General features: G+C 57.8%; 18 protein-coding genes and 1 pseudogene. 10 read left to right on the plus strand and 9 right to left on the minus strand.

Features of this window, described 5'->3' with window-relative positions; genetic code table 11:
- Window positions 1-131: 131 nt before the first annotated feature.
- The 3 genes from ACSQ87_RS02940 to choX all read right to left on the minus strand — a co-directional run bounded on the left by ACSQ87_RS02940 (window position 132) and on the right by choX (window position 3,031).
- The gene (locus ACSQ87_RS02940) at window positions 132-1,097 is read right to left on the minus strand and encodes an L-carnitine dehydrogenase (RefSeq protein WP_436273327.1); all 966 of its coding nucleotides are present in this window, start codon (window positions 1,095-1,097) and stop codon (window positions 132-134) included.
- 27 nt (window positions 1,098-1,124) lie between these two features.
- Window positions 1,125-2,012, minus strand: a complete 888-nt coding sequence (locus ACSQ87_RS02945; protein ID WP_140674841.1) for a 3-keto-5-aminohexanoate cleavage protein — start codon at window positions 2,010-2,012, stop codon at window positions 1,125-1,127.
- A 74-nt stretch (window positions 2,013-2,086) separates the two neighbouring features.
- Window positions 2,087-3,031, minus strand: a complete 945-nt coding sequence (gene choX, locus ACSQ87_RS02950) for a choline ABC transporter substrate-binding protein (protein ID WP_150658437.1) — start codon at window positions 3,029-3,031, stop codon at window positions 2,087-2,089.
- Between the two features lie 208 nt (window positions 3,032-3,239).
- Here choX and ACSQ87_RS02955 point away from each other — a divergent pair, with 208 nt between their 5' ends.
- Entirely contained in the window at window positions 3,240-4,187 is a 948-nt protein-coding gene (locus ACSQ87_RS02955) for a GlxA family transcriptional regulator (RefSeq protein ID WP_223431224.1), read from the plus strand.
- A gap of 34 nt (window positions 4,188-4,221) precedes the next feature.
- On the opposite strand, the gene ACSQ87_RS02960 is transcribed toward ACSQ87_RS02955, so the two are convergent.
- The 5 genes and pseudogenes from ACSQ87_RS02960 to ACSQ87_RS02980 form a co-directional block, all read right to left on the minus strand.
- On the minus strand, window positions 4,222-4,656 hold the full coding sequence (locus ACSQ87_RS02960; RefSeq protein WP_436273328.1) for a hypothetical protein: 435 nt from the start codon (window positions 4,654-4,656) through the stop codon (window positions 4,222-4,224).
- Between the two features lie 116 nt (window positions 4,657-4,772).
- Window positions 4,773-5,966: a hypothetical protein gene (locus ACSQ87_RS02965; protein ID WP_436273329.1), complete on the minus strand. Its 1,194-nt coding sequence runs from the start codon at window positions 5,964-5,966 to the stop codon at window positions 4,773-4,775.
- A gap of 39 nt (window positions 5,967-6,005) precedes the next feature.
- Window positions 6,006-6,428 (minus strand): DUF3010 family protein, encoded by a 423-nt coding sequence (locus ACSQ87_RS02970; protein ID WP_223431226.1) that lies wholly within the window; start codon window positions 6,426-6,428, stop codon window positions 6,006-6,008.
- Between the two features lie 32 nt (window positions 6,429-6,460).
- Window positions 6,461-6,691: pseudogene (locus tag ACSQ87_RS02975) on the minus strand (helix-turn-helix domain-containing protein); the annotation flags it as partial.
- A gap of 10 nt (window positions 6,692-6,701) precedes the next feature.
- Window positions 6,702-7,103 (minus strand): lysozyme inhibitor LprI family protein, encoded by a 402-nt coding sequence (locus ACSQ87_RS02980; protein ID WP_150658441.1) that lies wholly within the window; start codon window positions 7,101-7,103, stop codon window positions 6,702-6,704.
- A 248-nt stretch (window positions 7,104-7,351) separates the two neighbouring features.
- Here ACSQ87_RS02980 and ACSQ87_RS02985 point away from each other — a divergent pair, with 248 nt between their 5' ends.
- From ACSQ87_RS02985 to ACSQ87_RS03020, 8 genes are all read left to right on the plus strand, one after another.
- Window positions 7,352-8,329 carry a dipeptidase gene (locus tag ACSQ87_RS02985; RefSeq protein ID WP_046052433.1) on the plus strand — a complete coding sequence of 326 codons (978 nt, stop codon included), beginning with the start codon at window positions 7,352-7,354 and terminating at the stop codon, window positions 8,327-8,329.
- A 78-nt stretch (window positions 8,330-8,407) separates the two neighbouring features.
- Window positions 8,408-8,938, plus strand: coding sequence for a DUF5943 domain-containing protein (locus tag ACSQ87_RS02990; RefSeq protein ID WP_008033249.1), 531 nt, complete (start codon window positions 8,408-8,410; stop codon window positions 8,936-8,938).
- Window positions 8,939-8,953: 15 nt separating this feature from the next.
- Window positions 8,954-11,014: a dimethylglycine demethylation protein DgcA gene (dgcA, locus tag ACSQ87_RS02995; RefSeq protein ID WP_046052432.1), complete on the plus strand. Its 2,061-nt coding sequence runs from the start codon at window positions 8,954-8,956 to the stop codon at window positions 11,012-11,014.
- A 171-nt stretch (window positions 11,015-11,185) separates the two neighbouring features.
- Window positions 11,186-13,135 (plus strand): dimethylglycine demethylation protein DgcB, encoded by a 1,950-nt coding sequence (gene dgcB / locus ACSQ87_RS03000; protein WP_150658444.1) that lies wholly within the window; start codon window positions 11,186-11,188, stop codon window positions 13,133-13,135.
- The gene (gene etfA / locus ACSQ87_RS03005) at window positions 13,135-14,355 is read left to right on the plus strand and encodes an electron transfer flavoprotein subunit alpha (RefSeq protein WP_150658445.1); all 1,221 of its coding nucleotides are present in this window, start codon (window positions 13,135-13,137) and stop codon (window positions 14,353-14,355) included. The genes dgcB and etfA overlap by 1 nt, the downstream gene beginning before the upstream one ends.
- A gap of 15 nt (window positions 14,356-14,370) precedes the next feature.
- Window positions 14,371-15,141: an electron transfer flavoprotein subunit beta gene (etfB, locus tag ACSQ87_RS03010; protein WP_056739081.1), complete on the plus strand. Its 771-nt coding sequence runs from the start codon at window positions 14,371-14,373 to the stop codon at window positions 15,139-15,141.
- A gap of 21 nt (window positions 15,142-15,162) precedes the next feature.
- The gene (locus ACSQ87_RS03015) at window positions 15,163-15,729 is read left to right on the plus strand and encodes an N-acetyltransferase family protein (RefSeq protein WP_436273330.1); all 567 of its coding nucleotides are present in this window, start codon (window positions 15,163-15,165) and stop codon (window positions 15,727-15,729) included.
- Between the two features lie 79 nt (window positions 15,730-15,808).
- On the plus strand, window positions 15,809-17,008 hold the full coding sequence (locus tag ACSQ87_RS03020) for a retropepsin-like aspartic protease (RefSeq protein ID WP_436273331.1): 1,200 nt from the start codon (window positions 15,809-15,811) through the stop codon (window positions 17,006-17,008).
- A gap of 682 nt (window positions 17,009-17,690) precedes the next feature.
- Here ACSQ87_RS03020 and gbcA read toward each other — a convergent pair.
- Window positions 17,691-18,986, minus strand: a complete 1,296-nt coding sequence (gene gbcA, locus ACSQ87_RS03025) for a glycine-betaine demethylase subunit GbcA (RefSeq protein ID WP_436273332.1) — start codon at window positions 18,984-18,986, stop codon at window positions 17,691-17,693.
- 282 nt (window positions 18,987-19,268) lie between these two features.
- Between gbcA and gbcB the strand changes: the two genes are divergently transcribed.
- Entirely contained in the window at window positions 19,269-20,369 is a 1,101-nt protein-coding gene (gbcB, locus tag ACSQ87_RS03030; protein ID WP_223431231.1) for a glycine-betaine demethylase subunit GbcB, read from the plus strand.
- The last annotated feature ends 140 nt before the right edge of the window (window positions 20,370-20,509 follow it).

Here is a 20,509-nt window from a genome sequence, read left to right on the forward strand (position 1 = left end):
GAGGGATCCAAATGGTGTGGTGACTGGATGGCCTCATCGCGAGCAAGCTCGCTCCCACATTGGTTCTGTGAACGACGCAGATCTAGTGTGGGAGCGAGCCTGCTCGCGATGGGGCCGGTCCTGCTGGCTTATTATTCGCTGAAGGCCATCCCATGCTTCTCTTTGGTGGTCTTAACCGCCTCCAGCACCGCCAGCAAGCAATCATCACGATAGCGCTCCAGCGCCGAAATGCTGTGCGTGCCCAGCTGATCGCTGGTGCCATCCACCACATCATCGATCAACTTGTCGGTCAGCTCCGGCGCCGGCAAATAAGTCCACGGCAACTGCAACGCCGGTCCGAATTGCGCCATGAAGTGCCGCATGCCTGCATCGCCACCCGCCAGGGTATAGGTCAAGAACGTACCCATGAACGACCAGCGCAGACCCGCGCCAAAGCGGATCGCATCATCGATTTCACCGGTGGTCGCCACACCGTCGTTGACCAGGTGCAGCGCCTCACGCCACAGCGCTTCGAGCAAGCGGTCGGCGATAAAACCGGGTACTTCTTTGCGCACATGCAGCGGACGCATGCCCAAGGATTCATACACTTTCATTGCCGCTTGAACAGCTTCCGGCGCGGTGTTTTTGCCGCCAACCACTTCCACCAGCGGCAGCAGATAAACCGGGTTGAACGGGTGGCCGACCACGCAGCGTTCCGGGTGCGTCGAACTCTCGTAGAACTCGCTCGGCAACAGCCCCGAAGTACTGGAACCGATCAAGGCATTGGGCTTGGCCGCCGCGCTGATTTTGCTGTGCAGTTCCAGTTTCAGGTCCAGACGCTCAGGGGCGCTTTCCTGAATGAAATCCGCGTCGCAAACGCATTCTTCAATGGTGGCGACAAAGCGCAACCGATCCTGCGATGCGCCTGGCGCAAGGCCCTGTTTCTCCAAAGCGCCCCAGGCATTGGCGACGCGTTTGCGCAGCGCGGCTTCGGCGCCGGGCGCCGGGTCCCAGGCCACCACGTCGAGGCCGTGGGCGAGGGCGCGGGACACCCAACCGCTGCCGATGACACCGCTGCCCAGGGCTGCGAAGGTTTTGATTTCAGTGATAAAAGTCATGGCAATTCCAGAATTTGAAAAGGTCGATTAACCGCGCTTGGTCAGGCCCATTTTTGCCCGGCCTTCAGCCGGCGTCAGAACACGGGCGCCGAGACGGCTGAGGATTTCCGAGGCGCGTTCGACCAGTTGGCCGTTGGTCGCCAGTACGCCCTTGTCCAGCCAGATGTTGTCTTCCAGACCGACCCGCACGTTGCCGCCGAGCAACACCGCTTGCGCAGCCATCGGCATTTGCATGCGACCGATGCCGAACCCGGCCCAGACCGCATTGGCAGGCAGGTTGTCGACCATGGCTTTCATGGTGGTGGTGTCAGCCGGCGCGCCCCACGGGATGCCCAGGCAGAGTTGGAACAGCGGGTCGTCGAGCAAGCCTTCCTTGATCATCTGCTTGGCGAACCACAGGTGACCGGTGTCGAAGATTTCCAGCTCGGCCTTCACGCCCAGCTCTTGAATGCGTTTGGCGCCAGCGCGCAGCTGCGCCGGGGTGGAAACGTAAATGGTGTCGCCGTCGCCGAAGTTCAGGGTGCCGCAATCGAGGGTGCAGATTTCCGGCAGCAGTTCTTCGACGTGGGCCAGACGGGTCAGCGGGCCGACCAGGTCAGTGTTCGGGCCGAACTCCATCGGGTTCTCGCCCGCGCCGATTTCCAGGTCGCCGCCCATGCCGGCGGTGAGGTTGACGATGATGTCGACGTCCGCCTCGCGGATGCGCTCCATCACTTCGCGATACAGCGCGACATCACGGCTGAATTTGCCGGTTTCGGGGTTACGAACGTGGCAGTGAACGACCGTGGCGCCAGCCTTGGCGGCTTCCACGGCGGCAGCGGCGATTTGTTTCGGAGTGACCGGCACGTGTGGGCTCTTGCTGGTCGTGTCGCCAGCACCGGTGAGTGCGCAGGTGATGATGACGTCGTGGTTCATGAGGCGGGTTCCTTGCAGGCGTGATGATTCCGTTCGCAGCCCTGTCGGGCTGCGAGTCGGTGGTTCAATCGGGTTTATTTAGTGGTCAGTTTCAGGTTGTCAGCCGCTGGTTTGCCATCGAAGGTGGTCACGCCTTCGAGCCAGCGTTGCTTGTCTTGCGGGTGATCTTTCAGCCATTGCTTGGCCGATTCGAAGGCGTCCTTGTGATCCAGCAGCGGCTGCATCATCCGGCTCTCGTCTTCGGCGGTGTAGGTCAGGTTGCTCAGCAAACGGCCGATGTTCGGGCATTGCTGTGCGTAGTTTGGCGAGGTGACGGTCCAGACCGTGGCCATGCCTTCGTTCGGGCCGAGAGCGTCTTCGCTGCCGGTGAGGTAAGTCATTTGCACGTTGACGTTCATCGGGTGCGGCGCCCAGCCGAAGAACACCACAGCCTCTTTGCGTCGCACGGCGCGATCCACCGCCGCGAGCATGCCGGCCTCACTGGACTCGACCAACTGGAACTTGCCGAGGCCAAACTGGTTCTTGGCGATCATCGCCTTGATCTGGGTGTTGGCGCCCGAGCCAGGCTCGATACCGTAGATCTTGCCGCCCAGTTCTTTCTCGAACTTGGCGATGTCGGCGAAGGTTTTCAGGCCCTTGTCGGCGAGGTAAGTCGGTACGGCGAGGGTGGCGCGGGCGTCTTTCAGGCTTGGCGCTTCAAGCACCTTGACCTGATTGGCCGCGACGAACGGGGTGATGGTCTGGGTCATCAGCGGGTTCCAGTAGCCCAGGAACAAGTCCAGGCGCTGGTCGCGGATCCCGGCGAAGATGATTTGCTGTGAAGCGCTGGTTTGTTTGGTGTTGTAGCCGAGGCCATCGAGCAGGACTTGGGTCATGGCACTGGTGGCGATCACGTCGGTCCAGTTCACAACGCCCATGCGCACGTTCTGGCATGAAGCAGGTTCGGCCGCCATGACGCTGGCGCTCAGGAAAGCGGTACCGCTGAGTGCAAGAACACAGCTGCTGATCAGTCGTTTCATCTCAGGTTCCTCGGCAGTTCGTTATTGTGGGTCCGGTCGTCTTTTTGCGCCGGTGATGCCAAGTTACGCAGCTTAAGGCCCGCTAAAGCGCACTGCGGCGACCAGCTCTTGCACTGCAGCGACCTGCGCTCTTGAATGCCGCCGGCAAGTGGCGTATCAACGTCCACACGCTTCCCGTCCTCTCGCTACCTGCCATCGAGTGCGCTCCATGTCCCAGGATTTCTACTTCATGTTGATGCCGGGTTTCTCGGCGATTGGATTTATCTCGGCCATCGAGCCGCTGCGAGTCGCCAATCGCTTTCGTGGCGAGCTCTACCGCTGGCATGTGCTCAGTGCGGACGGCGGGGCGGTATTGGCCAGCAATGGCATGTCGGTCAACGCCGACGCGGCGCTGGAACCGCTGAAGAAAGGTGCAACCCTGCTGGTGGTCGCCGGTTTCGAACCGCTGAAATTCGCCACGCCCGCGCTGGAACACTGGCTGCGCCGCCTGGATAACGAAGGCGTGACCCTCGGCGCCATCGACACCGGTAGCTTCATCCTCGCCGAAGCCGGCCTGCTCGACGGCCACCGCTTGACCCTGCACTGGGAAGCCATCGACGCGTTCAAGGAGTCCTATCCACAGCTCAGCGTCACCCAGGAGCTGTTCGAGATTGACCGCCGACGTATTACCTCCGCCGGCGGCACCGCTTCCATCGACCTGATGCTCGACCTCATCAGTCAGGCCCACGGCCCGGAACTGGCAATCCAGGTCAGCGAACAATTCGTACTCGGCCGCATCCGTCCGCGCAAAGACCACCAGCGCATGGAAGTCGCCACGCGTTATGGCATCAGCAACAAGAAACTGGTGCATGTGATTGGGGAGATGGAGCAGCACAGCGAGCCACCGCTGAGTACGCTGGAATTGGCCGAATCGATCAAGGTGACGCGACGGCAGCTCGAACGCCTGTTTCGCCTGCACTTGAACGACACGCCGAGCAATTTTTACTTGCGCTTGCGGCTGGAGAAGGCCCGGCAGCTGTTGCGGCAGACGGACATGAGCGTGTTGGAAGTGAGTATCGCGTGCGGGTTTGAATCGCCGTCGTATTTCACCCGAAGCTATCGGGCGAAGTTTGCAAAGTGTCCGCGGGAGGATCGGCACTTAAATAAGGTTTTTTAAGCGAATGACATAAATAACTCATTTGGGTAACGGGTTATACATGTTTGCATATGAATTTTAGATCGCTGAACTCAAAAACAGCGTGAGCATTTCTATATATTTCGAAATTTTCTTCAAGTGATGTGTTTGTGGTCATATTGGATAAATATTCGTCAGCTATATTTTCTATTCTGTGAAGCTGTGGGTCAGTGAGTGCGTGAGCTGTTTGAAAGCTGTCATTTTTTTTAATTGCAAATTCCCCGTTCTTCAAAATATTTCTAAATAGGTTCCACTCGTAAAAATATATACCTTTGGTTTCAAAAAAATTTAGGAAGGGCAGGTTGTGTAGCAGTATGAAAAAACTGTTGTCAGTGCGCGCATCCGCGAGGTTGTGGCGTGCAAGTTTCTTCCGGATGCTATCGGTGTCGAGATTTTCTTTTAGTGTCAGTAGTTGTTTGATGTATCCTTTGTTGAATTCTTTGTCTTGCATCAATAGGCATTGTTCTGAGAGGTATGTTGGTTGTGAAGTTAATCTGTACTTTATTTGTATGAAATAGTAGTTGTTGTGTTTCTGGTCTAGCAGTACGAGGTCGATATCGTAGCTTGTTATTTGTGCATTGTTTTCGGCTTTGAATCCGTCGAGCACTTTAAATTTTGATTGTTTAAGTTTTTTATGTAGTTTGATATGTAGTCTTTCTCGAAGTTTTCTCCGAGCATTCCCTGAAAGTTGTATTTGGGCTGTTTGTTGAACTCTGTCATGAATCCTACAAGCTTTTTAAGCCCGTACTTGAAATCTAGAGCCCCACGGAGGAATGAGTCAGCGCGCACCTCAATGAAATTCTTTGCTGTATTCAATAGCGTTTTATCGTTTTTCGATAGCGCGGACGTCATCGCATTTATCGTAGATGCTCGGACGTAGCTTAGCAGTTCATATTTTGATGTTTCTCGATTGCCAAGGATCGCCTTGATTTCGATGTGGCATGCTACATAAACCAGTTCGCGGACGAAAAAATAAGTTGGGTGTTCTTTCAGGTTTTCGGAGAGATAATTAGCATGTATGGATAAGCATTTATCCATCATTGAGTTAATAAGCTGTTCTCTGATAGCGGTTGGGATATGGCCGTATTCTTTAAATATCTTTGCCATTTCTATAAGGGTTATAGTATCTGATAGATTGGAACTGTACTCTGACGTTTCTGATATCCAGTGGGCTTTTAGCTTTTTCTCAAAAGCGGGGGTCGGAGATATCGTGATAATACCCTTGGCAAAGCGTGCGGTCATCAGGCCGCGTGACAAAAAATAAAAAACTTCACTTAGGTAGTAGGCTAGCCACAGTTTGCTATGATTTAAGATTGATAGATTGTGTTTGCTTTCCAGATGCAGGTTCTCTGATATTCGATTGCAGGTATATACCAGTTTGCTCCAAGTGTTGGAGGCAGTGAACTGCTCTAATATTTCCTGTTTTTGCTCAGTAGGGCGTGATGTGAGCGCAATGCCGATCTTGAAGTAATCGCTGATCACTCTCATATATCGCTGCTGAATACTTTCGTCAGGAGGAAGTGGGTCTTCAAATATGTGTTCTTGAATGGTTGTTCGAAGATGTTCCAGTTGGATTTTCAACAGTTTAGCGATGATGAACTTCGTTTGTTCCGATGTGATGAGGTGTTGAAGGCGTTGGTGTTTGAGAAGTTTTTTTGAAACTATGCTCAGTTGCGCTATGTAAGAATCCAGATAGCTCGCCTGTTGAAGAGGGTTGTGTATAAATTTGATAAGTTCCCGATCTATTTCGTCATCAATCATTGTGAACATCCATGTTTCAATATGGGCTGAAAATAGCAGTTACGAAGCTGATCTAATCAACGCTGAACAAGCCGTCTTGTAAGCCTCATGCTGGTATTTGTTTAGCGTAACCGGCAGTGCAAAGTCGAACTTCTTGTTCTGCGCATTGATGGTCTGTGGCGACAACAGGGTAACCTCGCAATTTTCCAGCAACTGGAAAACACCCTCAATCTTGAACGTGGTCGGTCCACCGGCGAACTCGCCTTTCTTGCTGCGCTTCTTGATCGCAATCCGGTCGATGGCGTTCTCGCGCACAAACGACGCCACCTGAGCGGCAAACACTTTGACGTTCGCGGCTTCGTCGTCCTCTTCGAGGGCGATTTTCTTGGTGGCCAGGGCGACATGGCTCAGGACCTGATCGTCGAGGGAGGCCACGGCGATGATGGCTTCGCTGCCTTTGATTTCGATGCCGCAGATTTTCATTTGAATTCCTTAACTGGCTGATGGCGCGCAGCTTACAGCTCAAGCTGATCGGCGTTGATGCCAAAAGCCGCGGCAATTTTCTCACGGGTCGCCTTGCGAGGCATGGCGACGGTCTCCTGTTGGGCGAAGACCGGTTGGGAGATGCCCATGCGTTTGGCCACTTCATCCTGGGTAAGGTTCAGGTGTTCGCGCCAGGCCCTGATGGGTAGAGTACCGTCAACGATGCGACTGACTACTTCGTGTGGGATCAAATGATTCTCCATGTGTATGTTTCTACTCCTGCCCAATCGACTCCAAAAACTCCGACCGCTCGTCACTCATCCGCGCGACACAATCATTCTGCGCAATCGTGAATGCCTTGCTACCGCTCGTCGCCGGAAACGCCTCAACCGCACAGTCCGCATCTCGCGTCTTCAACCACTGCTGTTGAGCAGCCTTGAGCTTGGCGGTGATGTCGGTCAGTTGCGCCGGGTTCTTGCCATAGAGCGTTTGCATGCGCTCGGTCAGGCTTTGGTAGTTGGCTTTCAGCAGGTCTTCGGCGGTGGTTTTGCTGTAGACCGAGCATTCCAGGGTCTGGACTTCGTTTTCGACTTTGTCGCAGGGGTTATCGTCGGATTCTTCAGCCGCGTGTACGCCGGTCGCTATCAGTGCCAAAGCCAGGAAGATCGATTTCATTGCGCCGCCGCCCCTTATTCCAGTAAAGCATCCAGTGAAACATCCAGTAGTGGCGCGAATTCTGGCCCATGCGCAGGCCCTTGAACAGGTGGCTCATGACGTCCGTCGACGACCCTTTGTCGCAGATTGACGCTTTCGGCAAACCCCCTGTCGTTTTTGCACCCGGCTGCCCCCTCCCTCAGGCATATGCTGGCCCCAAAGCGCCGGCACACGATTCGGCGCATGAATCGCTAATAGGGGACAGCCTGATGAGCCCAGCCGAATTGCACGCCGACAGCATCGTTATCGACGGTCTGATTATTGCCAAGTGGAACCGTGAGCTGTTCGAAGACATGCGCAAGGGCGGTCTGACCGCGGCCAACTGCACCGTGTCGGTGTGGGAGGGCTTTCAGGCCACCGTCAACAATATCGCCGCCAGCCAGAAGCTGATCCGCGAAAACAGCGACCTGGTGATTCCAGTGCGCACCACCGCCGATATCCGCAAGGCCAAGGAGCAGGGCAAGACCGGCATCCTCTTCGGCTTCCAGAATGCTCACGCCTTTGAAGACCAGATTGGCTACGTCGAGGTGTTCAAGCAGCTGGGCGTCGGTATCGTGCAGATGTGCTACAACACCCAGAACCTGGTCGGTACCGGTTGCTATGAGCGTGATGGCGGCCTGTCGGGTTTCGGTCGCGAAATCGTCGCCGAGATGAACCGCGTCGGCATCATGTGCGACCTGTCCCACGTAGGTTCGAAAACTTCCGAAGAAGTCATTCTCGAATCCAAGAAACCGGTCTGCTACTCCCATTGCCTGCCGTCGGGTCTGAAAATTCACCCGCGCAACAAATCCGATGAAGAACTGAAGTTCATCGCCGATCACGGCGGTTTCGTCGGCGTGACCATGTTTGCGCCATTCCTGGCCAAGGGCATCGATTCGACCATCGACGATTACGCCGAAGCCATCGAATACACCATGAACATCGTCGGCGAAGACGCCATTGGCATCGGCACCGACTTCACCCAGGGCCATGGCCAGGACTTCTTCGAATACCTGACCCATGACAAGGGCTACGCCCGCCGTCTGACCAGTTTCGGCAAGATCATCAACCCGCTGGGCATCCGCACCGTCGGCGAGTTCCCGAACCTGACCGAAACCCTGCTCAAGCGCGGCCATTCCGAGCGCGTGGTCCGCAAGATCATGGGCGAGAACTGGGTCAACGTCTTGAAGGACGTCTGGGGCGAGTAAGCCACAGCACCTCTGAATCCTTTCCCCCGGCCGTCCGTGCCGGGGGCAACACCAAAATTTTTCTGGAGTTAAGTTTCCATGGCCAAGATCGCCCCGCAATTGCCAATCGAAGTCGACAGCGAAACCGGTGTCTGGACCTCCGACGCCCTGCCAATGCTGTATGTGCCGCGTCATTTCTTCGTCAACAACCACATGGGCATCGAGGAAGTGCTGGGCGCCGACGCCTACGCCGAAATCCTCTACAAGGCCGGCTACAAATCCGCCTGGCACTGGTGTGAAAAAGAAGCCGAATGCCACGGTCTGGAAGGCGTTGCGGTGTTCGAGCACTACATGAAGCGCCTGTCGCAGCGCGGCTGGGGCCTGTTCAAGATTCAGGACATCGACCTCGACAAAGGCACTGCCAGCGTCAAGCTCGAACACTCGGCGTTCGTCTACGTGTACGGCAAGGTCGGGCGCAAGGTCGACTACATGTTCACTGGCTGGTTTGCCGGTGCCATGGACCAGATTCTGCAAGCCCGTGGCAGCAAGATCCGCACCGTTGCCGAACAGGTTTACGGTGGCTCCGAAGAAGGCCACGACGACGGCCTGTTCACCGTCAAGCCGTTGTAAGTCGAGGAACCCGCCATGGCTTTCGAAGCAATGTTCCAGCCGATCCAGATCGGCAAACTGACCATCCGCAACCGCGTGCTCAGCACCGCGCACGCCGAGGTTTATGCCACCGACGGCGGCATGACCACCGACCGGTACGTCAAGTATTACGAAGAGAAAGCCAAGGGCGGGATCGGCCTGGCGATTTGCGGCGGTTCCTCCAGTGTGGCCATCGACAGCCCGCAAGGCTGGTGGAAGTCGGTCAACCTGGCCGATGACCGGATCATTCCGCACTTCCAGAACCTGGCCGATGCCATGCACAAGCATGGCGCCAAGATCATGATCCAGATTACCCACATGGGTCGTCGTTCCCGCTGGGACGGCGAGCATTGGCCAACCCTGCTGTCGCCGTCGGGCATCCGTGAGCCGGTGCACCGTGCGACCTGCAAAACTATCGAGCCGGAAGAAATCTGGCGGGTGATCGGCAACTACGCCAGCGCCGCCGCGCGGGCCAAGGCCGGTGGCCTGGATGGCGTCGAGCTGTCCGCCGTGCACCAGCACATGATCGACCAGTTCTGGAGCCCACGCGTCAACAAACGTACCGACGAATGGGGCGGCAGCTTCGAGAACCGCATGCGTTTCGGCCTGGAAGTGATCAAGGCTGTACGGGCTGAAGTCGGCCCGGATTTCTGCGTCGGCATTCGTCTGTGCGGTGATGAATTCCACCCGGATGGCTTGTCCCACGAGGACATGAAGCAGATCGCCAAGTACTACGACGACACCGGCATGATCGACTTCATCGGCGTCGTGGGTTCGGGTTGCGACACCCACAACACCCTGGCCAACGTTATCCCGAACATGAGTTATCCACCGGAGCCGTTCCTGCACTTGGCGGCCGGTATCAAGGAAGTGGTGAAGGCTCCGGTTTTGCACGCGCAGAACATCAAGGACCCGAACCAGGCGACCCGGATTCTGGAAGGCGGCTACGTGGACATGGTCGGTATGACCCGCGCCCACATCGCCGACCCGCACCTGATCGCCAAGATCAAAATGGGTCAGGTTGACCAGATCAAACAATGCGTCGGTGCCAACTATTGTATCGACCGTCAGTACCAGGGTCTGGACGTGTTGTGCATCCAGAACGCCGCGACCTCCCGTGAATACATGGGCGTGCCGCACATCATCGAGAAGTCGACCGGTGTGAAGCGCAAGGTTGTGGTGGTCGGTGCCGGTCCTGCCGGGATGGAAGCCGCTCGCGTGTCGGCCGAACGTGGCCACGACGTGACCCTGTTCGAGAAGAAAGAATTCATCGGCGGGCAGATCACCACTGCCTCGAAAGCCCCGCAACGGGACCAGATCGCCGGTATCACCCGCTGGTTCCAACTGGAATTGGCGCGTTTGAAAGTCGACCTGCGCCTAGGCGTGGCGGCGGATGCGGCAACCATTCTCGACCTGCGTCCGGACGTGGTGGTACTCGCCGTCGGCGGTCATCCGTTCCTGGAGCAGAACGAACACTGGGGTGCGGCTGAAGGCCTGGTGGTCAGCAGCTGGGACATCCTCGATGGCAAGGTTGCACCGGGCAAAAACGTGCTGGTCTACGACACCATTTGCGAGTTCACCGGGATGTCCACCGCGGACTTCCTCGCCGACAAGGGCAGCCAGGTCGAGATCGTCACCGACGACATCAAACCAGGCGTGGCGATTGGCGGCACCTCGTTCCCGACGTACTACCGCAGCATGTATCCGAAAGAAGTGATCATGACCGGCGACATGATGCTGGAGAAGGTCTACCGCGAAGGCGACAAGCTGGTGGCGGTGCTGGAAAACGAATACACCGGCGCCAAAGAGGAGCGGGTGGTGGACCAGGTCGTCGTCGAAAACGGCGTGCGTCCGGACGAAGAAATCTACTACGCCCTGAAGGAAGGCTCGCGCAACAAAGGCCAGATGGACATCGAGGCCCTGTTCGCGATCAAGCCGCAACCTTCGCTGAGCCAGGCGGGCGACGGCTACTTGCTGTTCCGCATCGGCGACTGCGTGGCGCAGCGCAACACCCACGCGGCGATCTACGACGCGTTGCGGTTGTGCAAGGATTTCTAAGAGCTTGTGGATAACCCTGTGGGAGCGGGCTTGCTCGCGAATGCAATCTGTCAGCCGACATTGATGTCGACTGACCCACCGCTTTCGCGAGCAAGCCCGCTCCCACAGGAATCGGGCAAGGTATCCAGGTAGTTTGGCCTGCAAGACCCTGCGGTCTTTGGGAGCTTCACCATGTTGAACACCCTTCTTCCAATCCTGTTGTTCGCAGCCCTGGGCCTCGCTGTCCTTGGCGCGTTGCGGCGGGTGGCTATGTGGCGCCGAGGCCGGGCTTCGAAAGTCGACCTGATCGGCGGCCTGTTCGCCATGCCCAAGCGTTACATGGTCGATTTGCACCATGTGGTCGCGCGGGACAAATACATCGCCAACACTCACGTTGCCACGGCTGGCGGTGCGGTGGCCTCCATTGTGCTGGCGATCCTGGTTCACGGTTTCGGCCTGCACAATCGCATTCTCGGTGTTGCCCTGTTGATTGCCTCGGCGGTGATGTTCGTCGGTGCGATTTTCATGTTCCTGCGTCGTCGCAACCCACCGGCTCGCCTTTCCAAAGGGCCATGGATGCGTCTGCCGAAAAGCCTGTTGGCGTTCTCTGCGAGTTTCTTCCTGTTGACCCTGCCGGTCGCTGGCATCCTCCCGGAAAACTTCGGCGGTTGGGTGGTGGCTGCGATCCTTGGCGTCGGTGTGCTGTGGGGCGTTAGCGAACTGTTCTTCGGTATGACCTGGGGCGGGCCGATGAAGCACGCCTTCGCCGGTGCTTTGCATCTGGCCTGGCACCGTCGCGCCGAACGCTTTGGTGGCGGCCGTTCCACCGGTTTGAAACCGTTGGACCTGAACGACCCGACCGCGCCACTGGGCGTGGAAAAACCCAAGGATTTCACCTGGAACCAACTGCTCGGCTTCGACGCCTGCGTGCAGTGCGGTAAATGCGAAGCCGCGTGCCCGGCGTTCGCCGCCGGCCAGCCGTTGAACCCGAAAAAACTGATTCAAGACATGGTCGTCGGCCTGGCCGGTGGCACCGACGCCAAGTTCGCCGGCAGCCCGTATCCAGGCAAAGCCATCGGCGAACACGCAGGCAACCCGCATCAACCAATCGTCAACGGTCTGGTGGACGCTGAAACCCTGTGGTCCTGCACCACCTGCCGCGCTTGCGTCGAGGAGTGCCCGATGATGATCGAGCACGTTGACGCCATCGTCGACATGCGCCGCCATCTGACCCTGGAAAAAGGCGCGACCCCAAACAAGGGCGCTGAAGTCCTGGAAAACCTGATCGCCACCGACAACCCTGGCGGCTTCGCCCCCGGTGGGCGGATGAACTGGGCGGCGGATTTGAACCTCAATCTGATGAGCGAGAAGAAATCGGTCGACGTGCTGTTCTGGGTCGGCGACGGTGCCTTCGACATGCGCAACCAGCGCACCCTGCGCGCCTTCGTCAAAGTGCTGAAAGCGGCGAAGGTCGACTTTGCAGTGCTGGGGCTTGAAGAGCGCGACAGCGGTGACGTGGCCCGACGTCTGGGCGACGAAGCCACCTTCCAGTTGTTGGCCAAACGCAACATCCAGACCTTGGCCAAGTACAGCTTCAACCGCATCGTCACCTGCGACCCGCACAGCTTCCACGTGCTGAAAAACGAGTACGGCGCCTTCGACGGCAACTACCTCGTGCAGCACCACAGCACCTACATGGCCGAAATCATCGGCGCTGGCGCCCTGAACCTCGGCCAGCACAAAGGCAGCAGCGTGACTTATCACGATCCGTGCTACCTCGGCCGCTATAACGGCGAATACGAGGCTCCGCGTGAAGTGCTGCGCGCCCTGGGTATCGAGATCAAGGAAATGCAACGCTCCGGTTTCCGCTCGCGCTGCTGCGGCGGAGGCGGCGGTGCGCCGATCACCGACATTCCGGGCAAGCAACGGATCCCCGACATGCGCATGGAAGATATCCGCGAAACCGGCGCCGAACTGGTGGCCGTGGGTTGTCCACAGTGCACCGCGATGCTCGAAGGCGTGGTCGAACCCCGGCCGCTGATCAAGGACATCGCCGAACTGGTGGCGGATGCGTTGCTCGAAGACGCTGCCCCGAGCAAGCCGACCAAACCGGCCCAACGTGAACCTGCGGAGGCCCACTGATGAGCGACATTATCCGCCGCGACCCACGCGCCGAATGGATCGCCCGTAACCGTTTGCACCCGCTGCACGCGGCCATGCAACCGGCGCAACACAGCTGGATGGGGCCTAACGGCGTCATCCGCAAGAATCCCCATGGCATCGGTTTTATCGGTCCCAACGGCATCAAACGGATTGACCGCAGCGGCGCTCAACAGGGCGGGGCGAGCAAACGCTCGGCCGCCGTTGAAGTGCAATTACCGCTGCATCAAGTGCCGGCACCTGCGTTTTACATCAGCGTGGTGCCGGACATGGTCGGCGGCCGCTTGAGCAGCCACGACCGCGACTTGCTGGGTCTGGCTCATCAGTTGGCCGGTACGGACGGCGCGGTGTTGGCCGTGGTCTTCGGCGAACACAAAGAAAACGCCTTCGCCACCGCTGGCGTCGATCGCTTGCTGGTGCTGGAAGGCGACGAATTCAGTGGTTATGCACCGGAACAACGGGTCCAGGGCTTGCGGGCTGTGGATAACCAGTTCAGCCCTCGCCACTGGTTGCTGCCGGACAGCCGCAGCGGCGGTGGTGAATTGGGGCGACGCTTTGCCGCCGCACTGGGCGAACGCCCGGCCACGCGGGTCTGGCAGGTCAAGGATCAGGAATGCATCGGCCGCGCCGGTGCTGGCTTGCAAGACCTGGCGCGCCCGGTGGCACGCTTGATCTTGGCCGCCGTCGAATGCGCAGAACCGGTCAGCGAAACCCGTCACGAAGCGTTGCCGGTGGAGTTATCCACAGCGGTGGCCCGCAGTCTCTCGCGCATCGAGGATTTGGGCGCCGTGGCAGTGGATCCAGCGGCGATTCCGATGGCCGAAGCCGAATTCATCTTCTCCGGCGGCAACGGGGTCAAGGACTGGGGACTTTTCCACAGGACGGCCGAAGCGTTGGGCGCTACCGAAGGCGCGTCCCGAGTGGCGGTGGACGATGGCTTTATGGCGCGCGACCGTCAGGTCGGTGCATCCGGCACCTGGGTCACCGCGCGGGTTTACGTGGCGGTGGGGATTTCCGGGGCGATCCAGCACCTGCAAGGCATCGGTGCCTGCGACAAGGTGGTGGCGATCAACCTCGATCCTGGCTGCGACATGATCAAACGGGCCGACCTGTCGGTGATCGGCGAAAGCGCCGAGATTCTTCAAGCCTTGATCGATGCGGTAGAGGCTTACCGCAACGAAGCCAAGCGCGATGCGGCTTAAGGAAGGGAAAGGGTTATGAGCACGAAAATCATCAGCCTGGTGTCCATCGGCGCCCACCCGACCTCTGGCCGGCCACGTCGCGCGGAGCAGGATGCGCGGGCGGTGGAGCTGGGCCTGCAACTCGCTGGGGATAACTTGCAAGTGCTGCATGCCGGCGACGTCGCGGAACCGGCCTTGCGTGCGTATCTGGGCATGGGCCTTGAACAGCTGCATGTGCTTGAGCAGCCGGAAGGCGCCGATGCACTGCCGGCATTGACTGCGTATTTGCGTGACGCAGGGGCTCAGGTTGTGCTGACCGGTAGCCAGGCGGAAACCGGTGAAGGCTCGGGCATGTTGCCGTTCCTGCTGGCGGAAAGTCTGGGCTGGCCGCTGGTCGTCGGGCTGGCTCAAGTTGAATCCATCGATGGTAATTCAGCACTGGTGCTGCAAGCTTTGCCGCGCGGTCAGCGCCGTCGCCTGAAAGTACGGCTGCCGTTTCTCGCGACTGTGGATAACGCCGCGCCGAAGCCTCGGCAAAGCGCCTACGGCCCGGCCCGACGCGGGGTGTTGCAGGCGGATGAAGTCGAAGTGATCGACGATGAACTGCTGGCAGTCGCCACGCTGCAACCGGCCAAGCCACGGCCTAAGCGCTTGAAGGTGATCAAGGCCAAGAGCGGCGCGGACCGGATGAAAGCCGCGACGGCCAAGGCCAGCGGTGGCGGCGGACAAGTGCTTAAAGGGTTGAGTGCCGAGGCGGGGGCCGAGGCAATTCTCAAGTTACTGATCGAAGAAGGCGTGGTCCGCTAGCGGTCTTGTGGGGGCAGGTAAATGGCTGTTGAATTTCGTTCTGCCCTGCGCGCGGATGCGCGGGAGATTGCTCGCTTGTTCCAGATTTCGTCAGAAGGCGCTGCGGATTACATCTGGAGCCAACTGGCGCAACCCGGTCAGGATTTACTGGACGTGGGCGCCAGTCGTTACGCCCGTGACGACGTCGATTTTTCTTATCAGAACTGCCTCATCGCCGAGGTTGATGGAAACGTCATTGGCATGATGCACAGCTACGTGATGCGTCACGATCCGCTGGCGCCCCCAGTGACCGATCCAGTCCTGGCGCCGTACGCCAGGATGGAAATCCCCGACACCCTCTATATATCCAGCCTGGCGCTGCATGAAGGCTGGCGAAACCAGGGCCTGGGCAAGCAATTCCTCGCCTACGCTTACGACCGTGCCAGCCAGCTGGGGCTCAATGGCTTGAGCCTGATCGACTACGCCGTGAACACCGGTGCTCGTCGGTTTTACGAGCGACATGGCTTTCGTATCGTCGATACCTGCCAGATCACTCCCCATCCGATGATTCGGGTCACGGGTGAGGCCTATCTGATGTATCGGCCCTAGTGAGCTACATTTCTCTATGAGCTGCTCAGGGTTGCCGCAGCGCTAATTCATAAAACTCGTTTTCAAGAATGGGTTGAACATGAAAGCGGTCAGTCGGCGTGAGACATGTCTGATCGGCGGCGTGAATTTAAAGTCGTCTCTGGTGCTGCTTGCATTTTTTATCTGTGCAGCATCAAGTTCGATGGCTGATACCCGGCCGGCAGCTCCTGATTTTTACACATGGTTAGCGTCCGAACAGGGACAAAAAGCGTCCTTGGTGCAACTGAAACAGCAATGCGCCAAGGTGTTGGATGCTGAAGACAACCTGAATTGTTCAGTCTCCGTTCTCGCCCGAATGTTCGAGGCCAAAACCGCAAACCAGATTCCCGAATACTATCTGGCGATCAAGCGACGTCACGCTCAGGCAATCGCGAATGACCCTGAACTCAGCGCGATGTTTTCCATGTTCGGCAGCGAATCCCTCGCGACCCTGCGGGCGGTCGGCGATTTCTCGGTGACAAGAGCGAAGCGGCACGAGGTGCTGGCGATTCATCCTTACGCCAGTGACGGTCACGTCACAGGCGAGGTGCTGGCCTACCTCGATGTCAAAGCGGCCAATGGTGTCTCGTCACGCTTCATTCTGGACACCGGCGCACCGCAAACACGGGTCAACCACGAAACCGCGAAGCTGATGGGGATCAGGTTATTAACCGACTCTCACTATGGCTACAGCACGTTTTATGGTGAACGTGACCTGTCCGCCAAACTCGGGATCTTTGAGTCTTTAAAGATAGGCTCAAGCGAGTTCAGAAACGTCCTGGTGTTTGTCAGTGACCGGGAAAACCTGTTGGGGCTTGATCTGATCGGTAAGTTGGGGCGTTTGAAGGTCACCCAAAAGACCCTGGAGCTTAACGCCGAACCTCCCGCGCGATGTGATTCGCCAATTACCTATGCGCGTATCGACATCAATCAACGACTGACCATTGCCGCACGCCTGGATCGTCGGGCCACGCCGGCGATTATCGACACTGGCAATGTTGATTACCTGACTTCGTCCTCGCCGGGCAACTCGCCCATTCATGTCACCGATAAGCCGCGTTCCCAAACCTTCAAGGGTGAATTGAGCCTGGCGGGACATATCCAACGGATCACCTACAACTACTACCCGGACTTTACGATTCCTCCGTCGTTGTTGCTGGGTCAGTACGTGCCTTCGCTTTTGCTTGGGTGGGGTGCATTCAATGACCATGAGTTGAATCTTGATATCGACTCGGGTCGGTCGTGTTTCAACAGGACCTGATCGCGGTTACCCACAATCCCTGTTAGCGCTTCTGTGGATAACGTGTTCGCCCATCGCTACACCCCATACAAATCAAGCCCTGCAACCCTTCGTACAAAAAACAACCAACCTAACTCGCGGTTTTTTCAGGCTTTTTCCAGAGGATAACTTTGTACGCGAACCAATACTTGCCCCCAATCTCTGTTAGCGCATCTGTGGATAAGATGTTCGCTGTCCTCTACAGGCTATATAAAACGGGCTTATCAGGCGGTTGATCAAAAAACGATCAAATCAACGTTTTAAGCCGATAAACCTCGCGCAAACCCTGATTTATCGCGGCTTCCAACGGTTTTCCACAGATCCGCCCAAGTTGCCCCCAAAGTCTGTTGGCGCTTCTGTGGATAAGGTGTTCGCCATCCTCTGCAAGCCACGTATAACGTGCCTTCCAGGCTTTAGATCAAAAAACAACCAATCGTTGTTAAAAACCCTGTTTCTGGATAAGTCACGGATTTTCTTCAGTTTCTGTGGAGAGAATTTGTGCGGTAAGCCGAGTTGTCCCCATTAGCTGTGGGCGAAGGTGTGGATAACTTGTTCGCGAACCTCTACAGCCCCATGCCAGCGGCAGCTCTAAAGCGATTGATCGAAATTTGAACAATAAAAAACCGCGAAACATGTTCGCGGTTTTTTGTCTCAGCGGGATCGGTCAGCCTTGAACCGGAACCCCTTTGAGGTAAGGCGCAGGTTCCGCGCCCAGGTTGTTCAGCAAACGCTCGCTGTACCAGTCCACGAAGTTCACCACGCCAAACTCATAGGTCTTGGAGTAAGGGCCTGGCTGGTAAGCCGTGGAGTTGATGCCGCGCTGGTTCTCTTCGGCCAGGCGACGGTCCTGGTCGTTGGTCGCATCCCAGACCTGGCGCATGCGCTCCACGTCGTAGTCCACGCCTTCGACGGCGTCCTTGTGGACGATCCACTTGGTGGTGACCATGGTTTCCTGCGCGCTGATCGGCCACACGGTGAACACGATGATGTGGTCGCCCATGCAGTGGTTCCACGAGTGCGGCAAGTGCAGGATACGCATCGAGCCCAGGTCCGGGTTTTTGATCCGGCCCATGAGTTTGGCGCAGCCTTGTTTGCCGTCCAGGGTCATCGACACGGTGCCCTTGAGCAGCGGCATGCGCACGATGCGGTTACGCAGGCCGAAGCTGGCGTGGGCGTAAGGGATCTTCTCGGCTTCCCAGGCAGCGGCGGAGGCGGCGACGTGGTCCTTGAAGGCCTGATCGGCACGCGGGTCGGTGACGTCGTCCCATTCCAGCAGGGTTTTCAGCAGTTCCGGGTGCGACGCGTTGCAGTGGTAGCACTCGCGGTTGTTTTCCAGCACCAGTTTCCAGTTGGCTTTTTCGAACAAGGTGGTCTGGATCGCCACCTTGGTGTTCTCCATGTCGTACGGTTCCATGTAATGGTTCAGCGTCGACAGGAAGTCATCAATGGCTGGCGGATTTTCCGACAGGCTGATGAAGATGTAGCCGCCGGCAGTCTTCACGTTTACCGGTTTGAGGCCGTACTCCTTCATGTCGAAGTCGGCGCCCATTTCGGTGCCGGCGAACAGCAGGCGACCGTCCAGTTCGTAGGTCCACTGGTGGTAGTGGCAGACCAGTTTGGCGACTTTGCCTTTTTCACTGGTGCACAGCCGCGAACCACGGTGACGGCAGACGTTGTGGAACGCATGGATCACGCCTTCGGCTCCGCGAATCACGATGATCGGGTTCTTGCCGACTTGCAGGGTCAGGTAGTTGCCCTTGGTCGGGATTTCGCAGGCCATGCCGGCAATCAACCACTCTTTCTGGAAGATTTCCTGCATGTCGATATCAAACAGCCGCTCGTCAGAGTAAAACGGCTGCGGCAGCGAGAAAGTACGCTCGCGCTCTTGCAGCATCTGCGCGGTGGCCTTGCGTGCGGGTTCCAGTGGATCGCCCAGGCTCAGGGTAGTGGTGACGTCCATCATTTAATCCTCAAGGCCATTCTGTGTGGCCGGCGAAAGTGGCTAATCAGGTTTGCTACGCAAGGTGTAAAGGTTGTGTCTTGGTATGGGGCGAGTGTGGGGCCGGCGCTGGGCAGAACCTTATCCATGGGCGACATGGCCCAATCTGTTCCCGACGCGCAACCCCCGGTAGATGCAGGCTGGTCGCGATAAGTATGTGAATGTCGCAGATAGGTAAATGGGTGGTTCGCACGTTACGCAGAATCGCCAACATAAGGCCGACCATCGGCGGTGGAGAACAGCATGTCCAACAGCTTCCTGAATCCGGTAACCACCCAGACCTGGGCCAATGGTCGACACATCGTCCGTTGCGTCAAAGTCATCCAGGAAACCTGGGATGTGCGCACCTTCTGTTTTATGGCTGACCAGCCAATCCTGTTCTTCTTTAAACCGGGGCAGTTTGTCACCCTGGAGCTGGAAATCGAAGGGGTGCCGATCATGCGCTCCTACACCATTTCCAGCTCACCGTCGGTGCCATACAGCTTTTCGGTGACGATCAAGCGCGTGCCGGGCGGCAAAGTCTCCAACTGGCTGCACGACACCCTGCACGAAGGCCAGGAGCTGGCGGTGCACGGGCCGGTCGGGCTGTTCAACGCCATGGACTTCACTGCGCCGAAGGTGTTGTACCTCAGCGGCGGTGTCGGTATCACGCCGGTCATGTCGATGGCTCGCTGGTTCTACGACACCAACGGCAACGTCGACATGGTGTTTATCCACAGCGCCCGCTCGCCCAAAGACATCATTTACCACCGTGAACTGGAACACATGGCGTCGCGGATCGATAACTTCAGCCTGCACCTGATCTGCGAGAAGCATGGCATGGGCGAGCCCTGGGCCGGTTATCGCGGTTACCTGAACCACAGAATGCTTGAATTGATGGCGCCGGACTTCCTTGAGCGCGAAGTGTTCTGCTGCGGCCCGACGCCGTATATGAATGCGGTCAAGCGCTTGCTGGAAGCCGCTGGCTTCGACATGTCGCGTTACCACGAAGAATCCTTCGGCGCGACCCCGCCAGAGGCCCGCGCCGACGCCGTGGAACACGCTGAACAAGCGGCCGACGCCCCGGAAATCGATGTGGCGGATCTGCATCAGGTGGAGTTCACGGCGTCTGGCAAGAGTATTCGTGTGGCACCGGGGGAAACCGTTCACGCTGCGGCGGCCAAGTTGGGCCTGTTGATTCCGAAGGCGTGCGGGATGGGGATTTGCGGGACGTGCAAGGTGATGAAGCTCGGTGGTGAAGTCGACATGGAACACAACGGCGGGATCACTGAGGAAGACGAAGCGGAAGGGTTCATTCTTTCGTGCTGCAGCGTGCCGAAAGGGGATGTGCGGATCGAGTTCTGATGGAAGTCTGGAAGGGTAGTCAACTTCAAGATCCACCCCTCACCCCAGCCCTCTCCCCACAGGGGAGAGGGGGAAAGGGAGCAGATCTTCATGCTGTTCAAAACCTGAGCTCACCTCGATATCTCAGGTCGCAAATTTTC

The organism is Pseudomonas sp. LjRoot277 (genome assembly GCF_964253845.1).
GTDB lineage: Bacteria > Pseudomonadota > Gammaproteobacteria > Pseudomonadales > Pseudomonadaceae > Aquipseudomonas.

Excerpts from the sequence above, each read along its gene's own strand:
- ACSQ87_RS02955 (WP_223431224.1), top strand. The coding sequence starts at position 3,240 with ATGTCCCAGGATTTCTACTTCATGTTGATGCCGGGTTTCTCGGCGATT.
- gbcA (WP_436273332.1), bottom strand. The coding sequence starts at position 18,986 with ATGGACGTCACCACTACCCTGAGCCTGGGCGATCCACTGGAACCCGCA.
- ACSQ87_RS02960 (WP_436273328.1), bottom strand. The coding sequence starts at position 4,656 with ATGCAAGACAAAGAATTCAACAAAGGATACATCAAACAACTACTGACA.
- ACSQ87_RS02970 (WP_223431226.1), bottom strand. The coding sequence starts at position 6,428 with ATGAAAATCTGCGGCATCGAAATCAAAGGCAGCGAAGCCATCATCGCC.
- ACSQ87_RS02985 (WP_046052433.1), top strand. The coding sequence starts at position 7,352 with ATGAGCCCAGCCGAATTGCACGCCGACAGCATCGTTATCGACGGTCTG.
- choX (WP_150658437.1), bottom strand. The coding sequence starts at position 3,031 with ATGAAACGACTGATCAGCAGCTGTGTTCTTGCACTCAGCGGTACCGCT.
- gbcB (WP_223431231.1), top strand. The coding sequence starts at position 19,269 with ATGTCCAACAGCTTCCTGAATCCGGTAACCACCCAGACCTGGGCCAAT.
- ACSQ87_RS03020 (WP_436273331.1), top strand. The coding sequence starts at position 15,809 with ATGAAAGCGGTCAGTCGGCGTGAGACATGTCTGATCGGCGGCGTGAAT.
- dgcB (WP_150658444.1), top strand. The coding sequence starts at position 11,186 with ATGTTGAACACCCTTCTTCCAATCCTGTTGTTCGCAGCCCTGGGCCTC.
- ACSQ87_RS02965 (WP_436273329.1), bottom strand. The coding sequence starts at position 5,966 with ATGATTGATGACGAAATAGATCGGGAACTTATCAAATTTATACACAAC.
- etfA (WP_150658445.1), top strand. The coding sequence starts at position 13,135 with ATGAGCGACATTATCCGCCGCGACCCACGCGCCGAATGGATCGCCCGT.
- ACSQ87_RS02940 (WP_436273327.1), bottom strand. The coding sequence starts at position 1,097 with ATGACTTTTATCACTGAAATCAAAACCTTCGCAGCCCTGGGCAGCGGT.
- ACSQ87_RS02945 (WP_140674841.1), bottom strand. The coding sequence starts at position 2,012 with ATGAACCACGACGTCATCATCACCTGCGCACTCACCGGTGCTGGCGAC.
- ACSQ87_RS02980 (WP_150658441.1), bottom strand. The coding sequence starts at position 7,103 with ATGAAATCGATCTTCCTGGCTTTGGCACTGATAGCGACCGGCGTACAC.
- dgcA (WP_046052432.1), top strand. The coding sequence starts at position 8,954 with ATGGCTTTCGAAGCAATGTTCCAGCCGATCCAGATCGGCAAACTGACC.
- ACSQ87_RS03015 (WP_436273330.1), top strand. The coding sequence starts at position 15,163 with ATGGCTGTTGAATTTCGTTCTGCCCTGCGCGCGGATGCGCGGGAGATT.
- ACSQ87_RS02990 (WP_008033249.1), top strand. The coding sequence starts at position 8,408 with ATGGCCAAGATCGCCCCGCAATTGCCAATCGAAGTCGACAGCGAAACC.
- etfB (WP_056739081.1), top strand. The coding sequence starts at position 14,371 with ATGAGCACGAAAATCATCAGCCTGGTGTCCATCGGCGCCCACCCGACC.